Source organism: Actinomadura geliboluensis, from assembly GCF_005889745.1.
Taxonomy (GTDB): Bacteria; Actinomycetota; Actinomycetes; order Streptosporangiales; family Streptosporangiaceae; genus Spirillospora; species Spirillospora geliboluensis.
Window position 1 is genome coordinate 1 of the sequence record NZ_VCKZ01000450.1, and the last position, 7,085, is coordinate 7,085.

7 protein-coding genes are annotated in these 7,085 nt (G+C 73.1%); 1 reads left to right on the forward strand and 6 read right to left on the reverse strand.

Annotated elements, in window-relative coordinates:
* The coding region (locus tag ETD96_RS38085; protein WP_138641347.1) for an SRPBCC family protein at positions 1-328 on the reverse strand (328 nt) is incomplete at its 3' end.
* A 162-nt stretch (positions 329-490) separates the two neighbouring features.
* Here ETD96_RS38085 and ETD96_RS38090 point away from each other — a divergent pair.
* Positions 491-1,276 carry a SigB/SigF/SigG family RNA polymerase sigma factor gene (locus tag ETD96_RS38090; RefSeq protein WP_138641348.1) on the forward strand — a complete coding sequence of 262 codons (786 nt, stop codon included), beginning with the start codon at positions 491-493 and terminating at the stop codon, positions 1,274-1,276.
* A gap of 91 nt (positions 1,277-1,367) precedes the next feature.
* Here ETD96_RS38090 and ETD96_RS38095 read toward each other — a convergent pair whose 3' ends face one another.
* From ETD96_RS38095 to ETD96_RS38115, 5 genes are all read right to left on the reverse strand, one after another.
* Entirely contained in the window at positions 1,368-2,243 is an 876-nt protein-coding gene (locus ETD96_RS38095; RefSeq protein WP_138641349.1) for a S1 family peptidase, read from the reverse strand.
* Between the two features lie 109 nt (positions 2,244-2,352).
* Complete coding sequence (gene glpK / locus ETD96_RS38100; protein ID WP_138641350.1) at positions 2,353-3,870, reverse strand: glycerol kinase GlpK; 1,518 nt, start codon at positions 3,868-3,870, stop codon at positions 2,353-2,355.
* Between the two features lie 35 nt (positions 3,871-3,905).
* Positions 3,906-4,748, reverse strand: a complete 843-nt coding sequence (locus ETD96_RS38105; RefSeq protein WP_138641351.1) for an MIP/aquaporin family protein — start codon at positions 4,746-4,748, stop codon at positions 3,906-3,908.
* Between the two features lie 169 nt (positions 4,749-4,917).
* Positions 4,918-6,615 carry a thiamine pyrophosphate-binding protein gene (locus ETD96_RS38110; protein WP_138641352.1) on the reverse strand — a complete coding sequence of 566 codons (1,698 nt, stop codon included), beginning with the start codon at positions 6,613-6,615 and terminating at the stop codon, positions 4,918-4,920.
* A complete protein-coding gene (locus ETD96_RS38115; protein ID WP_338072653.1) occupies positions 6,612-7,037 on the reverse strand; it encodes a cyclase family protein in 426 nt (141 codons plus the stop codon). The genes ETD96_RS38110 and ETD96_RS38115 overlap by 4 nt, the downstream gene beginning before the upstream one ends.
* Positions 7,038-7,085 lie beyond the last annotated feature (48 nt).

Genomic DNA, 7,085 nt, shown 5'->3' on the forward strand with positions numbered 1-7,085 from the left:
CCTCGATGAGGGTCTTGAAGCGGCGCAGGTCGCCCCGCACGCGGTGCGTCAGCGCGCCGGTCCGGTCCCCGGCCCTCCCCGCGAGGCCCTCGGGGTCGAGCTCCAGCTGCGCGGTGACGCGGGTGGTGGTCTCGTCCAGGCGGTGGAACGTCACCACTCCGGCGAGCGTCGGGCCGTTCCGGGTCGTCCAGCGGAGGGTCCTGTCGCCGAGCCGGCGGATCTCCTCCACGCCGTCCATGAAGCGGGGGAACGCCTGGAACCGCGTCCACTGGTCGTAGGCGGTGCGGATCGGGACGGTGACGATGACCGACTCGGTGATCGTGCTCACGGCTCCACCTCACCTCCTGCCTCACCGCCCGGTTACCCGCGTGGGGTGCGTCTATCCCCGCGGCCCCGCGGATCCGTGTGATCGCGTTTCTGGCGGGTAGGGGGACGGCACCGAGCGACAGCCTCCGCCCTCGCCGGCCTCGTCCGCAAAGGAGAGCACCGCATGACGTCGGCGCAGTCCACCCGGTTCAACGACGGCCAGACCGAGATCCTGCTCGCGGAGATGAACCGGCTTGCGGAGGACGACCCGCACAGGGAGCGGCTGCGGGCGCGCATCGTCGACATGCACGCCCCGCTCGTCCGCGGCGTGGCGCGCCGGTACGCCAACCGTGGCGAGCCGCTCGACGACCTCCAGCAGGTCGCCTACCTGGGGCTGGTGAAGGCCATCAACCGGTTCGACCCCGGGATCGGCGACCGCTTCGTCACCTACGCCTACCCGGTGGTGACCGGGGAGGTGAAGCGGCACTTCCGCGACAAGACGTGGGGCATCCGGGTGTCGCGCCGCATCCAGGAGCTGCGGCCGGTCCTGCAGCGCAGCGTGCAGGAGTTCACCCGCGAGCACGGCCGCTCCCCCACCACCGCCGAGATCGCCGAGCTCATGGGCATCGACCAGGAGGAGACCGTCGAGGTCATCATCGCCTGCGACGCCTACCGGCCGCTGTCGCTGGAGGCGCCGGCGGACGGGTCGCCGAGCGGCGAGAACGGCACGGTCGGCGAGTACCTCGGCTCCGACGACCCGGCGCTGGAGGCCTTCATCGACGGCCACGCCCTCGGCCCGCTCATCGACGACCTCCCCGAGCGGGAGCGCACGATCCTGCTGCTGCGGTTCTTCGGCAACAAGACCCAGACGCAGATCGCCGAGCAGATCGGGCTGTCGCAGATGCACGTCTCCCGGCTGCTGCGCGCCACCCTCGACCGGCTGCGGATGGGCCTGCTGGCCGAGGGGTGAGCGCACCCCCCGGCCGCACCGTCACGGTCTGGGCGTCACGGTCTGGGCGTCAGAGTTCGGGCGTCAGAGTTCGGGCGTCAGAGTTCGGGCGTCACGGCTTGGGCAGGGTACACGCCTTGCTCAGCACGACGTCGTTGCCGGCGCCGAGGCAGCGCGCGAGCCCGTACGTCTGCTGCCCGTAGTGGGTGCCGTGGCGGACGGTGATCTCGCCGTCGCGGGCGACCTCGCACGGGTTGTTGAGGGTGCAGCGCTCGCCGTCGTCGTTGCCGGTGTTGTTGACGCCGACGACCTGGCCGGTCCTGGTGCTGATGATCGGAGAGCCCGACGTGCCGTGGATCGTCTCGCACTGCGGCGTGTAGCGGAGGGAGTCCCGCCACGTCCAGCCCGCCTCGCGCAGGCGGTAGACGGTGGCGTCGATCCGGCAGCCGTAGATCTTCCGCCAGTAGCCGGACACGACCCGGATCTCCGTGCCGTCGTGCGGCCTGGCCGTGGACAGGCGCAGCGCGGACACGCCGTACCTGCTCTTGATCGCGGCGTAGGTGGTGTTCAGCCGGTAGACGGTCACGTCGGTGTCGGTCATCGTGGCGTACTCGACCCTGGTCGCGGTGAGGGTGCCGAGGTCGCCGCGGCCCGTCCGGTCGAGGAGGCGGAACGTGCGGGACGAGGGCTGGTCCACGACGACCTCGCCGGCCTTCGGCATCCCCGACTCCAGGCAGTGGCCGTTGGTCAGGACGAGCGCGGCGTCGGTGTCGCGGGAGCGCGGCCCCCGCACCAGCGACCCCGAGCAGTTGCTGAGCGCGACGATGCCGGTGAAGTCGACCTCCGCCCGGCCCTGCTGCGCGGCGGGCTGGAGCGGGGCCGGGAGCGGCACCGGGAGCGGCTCGGGAGCGGCCTGCGCGGCACTGGCGGTGAGCGTCGCGGCGCCCGCGGCGGCGGCGAGAACGGCTGCGGCGAGGCGTCTGGGCATGCGGGGTCCTCTCGGCGGGCCGGAGCAGGCTCCGGTCGGTGACGGCGCTGTCACCGACCGGATGCTAGATCATCGGCGGCCCGTTGAGAAGGACCCCGGAGGGGGTCTTTCAGTCCACGTCCACCCAGCCGTAGGTCCGCTCGACGGCCTTCTTCCAGCCGGCGTAGCCGCTCTCGCGCTGATCCTCGTCCCAGGTGGGGTTCCAGCGCTTGTCCTCGTTCCAGTTCTGGCGGAGTTCGTCGGTGGTGTGCCAGAAGCCGACGGCGAGGCCGGCGGCGTAGGCGGCGCCGAGGGCGGTGGTCTCGGCGACGACGGGCCTCGACACCGGGACGCCGAGGATGTCGGCCTGCAGTTGCATGCACAGCTCGTTGGCGGTGACGCCGCCGTCCACCTTCAGGACGTCCAGGGTGACCCCCGAATCCTGGCGCATCGCCTCCACCACGTCCCTCGACTGGTAGCAGATCGATTCCAGGGTGGCGCGGGCCAGGTGGGCGTTGGTGTTGAAGCGCGACAGGCCGACGATGGCGCCGCGCGCATCGGAGCGCCAGTAGGGGGCGAACAGGCCCGAGAAGGCGGGGACGAAGTAGACGCCGCCGTTGTCGTCGACCTGCCGGGCCAGCGACTCGCTCTGCGCGGCCCCGGAGATGATGCCGAGCTGGTCGCGCAGCCACTGGACGGCCGACCCCGTCACCGCGATCGACCCCTCCAGCGCGTACACGGTCGGATGGTCGCCGAACTTGTAGCAGACGGTCGTGAGCATGCCCGCCTTGGACCGGACGAGTTCCTCACCGGTGTTGAGCAGCAGGAAGTTGCCGGTGCCGTAGGTGTTCTTGGCCTCGCCGACCGCGAAGCACACCTGCCCGACCGTCGCGGCCTGCTGGTCGCCCAGGATGCCGGTCAGCGGGACCTCGCCGCCGAGCGGGCCGTCCGCACGGCTCATCCCGTACGGCTCCGGAGCGGACGACGGCTTGATCTCCGGCAGCATCGAGCGGGGGATGCCGAAGAACGACAGCAGCTCGTCGTCCCAGTCGAGGGTCTCCAGGTCCATCAGCATGGTGCGGCTGGCGTTGGTCGGGTCGGTGACGTGCACGCCGCCGTTCACCCCGCCGGTCAGGTTCCACAGCACCCACGTGTCGATGTTGCCGAAGACCGCGTCGCCCGCCTCGGCCGCCTCCCGCACCCCGTCGACGTTCTCCAGGATCCACTGGATCTTGCCGCCGGAGAAGTACGTCGCCGGCGGCAGCCCGGCGCGGTGCCGGATCGTCTGCCCCCGCCCGTCGCGCTCCAGCGCCGACGCGATGCGGTCGGTGCGGGTGTCCTGCCAGACGATCGCGTTGTAGTACGGGCGGCCGGTGCGCCGGTTCCACACCACGGTCGTCTCGCGCTGGTTGGTGATGCCGAACGCGGCCAGGTCGGTGTGCCCCAGGTTCGCCTTGTTCAGCGTGCTCTGGACGACGGCGCGGGTCCGCTCCCAGATCTCGGTCGGGTTGTGCTCCACCCAGCCCGCCCGCGGCAGGATCTGCTCGTGCTCCAGCTGGTGGCGGGCGATCTCGTTCCCGCCGTGATCGAAGATCATGAAGCGGGTGCTCGTCGTGCCCTGGTCGAGCGCTCCGACGAAGTCGGCCATTACTCTGCCCTTTCTGCCGGCGGGGCGGGTCCCCGTCAGGAATCGTCCTCGTTCAGGCGCGGCTCGAGCGTCTCGGTCACCTCCTGCTCGGGCGGGATGTTGCGCCCGATGAGCAGGACGTAGAGCGCGGCGCCGAGGAGTCCGCCGATCAGCGGCGCCGCGATGGGCACCCAGAAATAGAAGTCCCCGTACTGGTCCCGCCACGCGCTCTCGTATCCGGTGATGTACTGGGCGAGTCGCGGCCCGAGGTCGCGGGCGGGGTTGATCGCGTACCCGGCGGCGGACCCGAACGCCATCCCGATCGCCACCACGACGAACCCGATGATGAGCGGCGCCATGTTCGCCAGCGGTGGCGAGTTGCGCGGGTCGACGAGCGCGAGGACGAGGAAGAGCAGGATCGCGGTGCCGATGATCTGGTCGCGGAACGCGCCCCAGGTGTGGATCGGCAGGGACCCGTTGCCCGGCATCGTGGAGAACACGAACTGCGTCTTGGCGGTCAGCCCGGGGTCGAACGCGTGCAGGATCTCGGTGTAGTTCCACCGGACGATCAGCGCGGCGACGAAGGCGCCGAGCACCTGCGCGAAACAGTACGGCAGCACCTTGCGCCACGGGAAGCCCCAGAAGACCGCGAAGGCGACGGTCACCGCCGGGTTGATGTGGCCCCCGCTGATCCGCGCGCACACGTAGACGCCCAGCGTCACCCCGAAGCCCCACGCCCAGGTGATGGCGTCATGCCCGCCGAGGCTCTGCGGGGCCCCGAGCCCGCTCCCCGCGATGACCTGCGCGACGACGCCGACGCCGAACAGGATCAGGATCATCGTGCCCGCGAACTCCGCGATCATCTCCCGGGCGAGCTCGGGAATCGGCCATCGCGACATCTCTCCTCCAGGACCTATGGCGTAGGGCACGACCACCGCGAACGCGGGCGCGCCGGGCCGGCCGGGCCGGCGGCTCCCCCCACGGCGACGCCGGCGCGCCGCGCCGTTCCGCGCACACGCTCATGATCGTGATGGCGGGATGTTTCCCAGCGAGAGCGTCCCTACACGGTCAGTGACCGCGAAATGCCTCCGCCAGCCACCAGGAGGGGCGGTCGCGGGTGACCTTGGCGTCCACGACCATCGGCCGGTCCCGCGGGCCGGCCAGCCAGTCCGCCACGGCGGCCAGGTCGTCGCGGCACCGGACGGTCGCCGCCGCGCAGCCGAAGCCGCGGCCGATGGCGGCGATGTCCGCCGGCGGGAACGTGACCGTGTCCAGCGGGTGCCCGCCGGGACCGAAGTGGTGCACCTCCGCGCCGTACGCCTCGTCGTCGTAGACGACCACGAGCAGGTCCAGGCCGAGCCGGACGGCGGTCTCCAGCTCCGCGACCGACATCAGCGCGCCGCCGTCGCCGAGGGCGGCGACGGTGAGCCGGTCCGGGCGGGCCACGGCGGCGCCGACCGCCGTGGCGAGGCCGAGCCCGACCGACTGGAACGCCTGGGTGAACACCAGCCCGTCGGCGTCCGGGACGTCCAGGAACATCGCCGGGTAGCCCATGAAGTTGCCCGAGTCGACGGCGACGGTCCGCTCCCGGGGCAGCATCGCGTCGAGCGCGATCGTCAGCGTCCGGGGGTCGATGCGGGGCCGGCCGTCGTCCTCGCCGTCCGGATCCTCCTCGTATGGGACGTCCTGCCAGCGGCCCTCGCGGGCGAGCCGCTCCCGCACCTCGGGAGTGCGGTAGCCGGTGGCGCGGTGGCCGCCCGCCGCCAGCTCGGCGAGCACGGCCCGCGCCGTCTCGGCGGCGTCGCCGATCAGCCCGAGGTCGACCGGGCGGTGCGCGCCGAGCGCGCGGGCGTCGACGTCGACCTGCACGACCGTCGCGTCCGGGGCGATGAGCGCGCCGTGCCGCGTCGTCCACATGGTGAGCGAGCAGCCCCAGCCGACGACCAGGTCGGCGCCGCGGATCAGCTCCGCGGCGGCCGGGGTGGCGAACCCGCCGCTGACGTCCAGCGCGAACGGGTCGCCGGCGAACAGGCCGCGCGCGACGGCCGACGTCGCGGGCAGCGCGCCGCAGCGGGCGGCCAGCTCGGCGAGCGGCTCGCGGGCGCCGGCCAGCCGGGCGCCGCGCCCCGCGATGAACACCGGCCGGCGCGCCGCGCGCAGCGCGTCGGCGAGCCGGGCGACCGCCGCCGGCGGCGGCACCGGCAGCGGCGGCACCTGGGCGGGCCGCGGCCGGTACCCGGCGGGCAGCGCGCCGGACCGGCGCCCCGCCTCGTCCGGGAGTTCGGCGCCCTGCACGTCCAGCGGCAGGCCGAGCAGCACGGTGCGGCGCTCGGCGACCGCCGTCCGGCAGGCGCGCGCCACGTCCTCGAGCGCGGTCCGCGGCGAGTGGACCCGCTCGGGCACCGCCCCGACGGCCGCGGCGATCGCCGCCTGGTCGACCCGGAAGTTGGAGCGGACCGCGGCGGCGGCCACCTCGCCCGCGACGACCAGCAGCGGCGTGCGGCTCTTGGCGGCCTCGGCCATGCCGGTGACCGCGTTGGTGAGGCCGGGACCCTGGTGGACGCTGACCACGCCGAGCCCGCCGCTCACCCGCGCGTACGCGTCCGCCATCGTCACCGCGCCGCCCTCGTGCCGGGCGGCGACGTACCGGGCGCCGTGCGCGATCATCGCGTTGGTGACGTGGAAGTTGCCGCTGCCGACGACCCCGAAGACCGTGCGCGCGCCGAGCCGCGCGAGGGCCTCCCCCACGGTCGCCGCGACGATCATCGCTCGATCAGCGCGAGGACGCGGGCGGGGCTGCCGGAGCCGCCCTCGATCGGCAGCGGCGCGGCGACGAGCACGGCCCCGCGGGCCGGCAGCCGGGCGAGGTTCTGCAGCTGGGTGAGGCCGTACTTGCCCGCGCCGAGGAAGTAGGAGTGGCACGGGAACGGCGGGTCGAACCCGTGGGCGGCGCCCGCGTCGGTGCCGACGGTCTCGGTGCCGAGGCCGATGACGGGGGTCTCCTCGGCGAGCCACCGGGCGCACTCGGCGGAGATCCCCGGCGTGTGCGGGCCGTTCTCGTCGGCGTTGAGGAAGGCGCCCTGGTCGCCGGACCGCGCGTCCCAGCCGGTCCGGTACAGCAGCCAACCGCCGTCGGGGAGTGGGCCGTTCGCCTGCTCCCACTCGCGGACGTGCTCGATCTCCAGCAGGAAGTCGGGGTCGGCTTCCGCTTGCTCTTACACCTCCGGCAGCGGTAT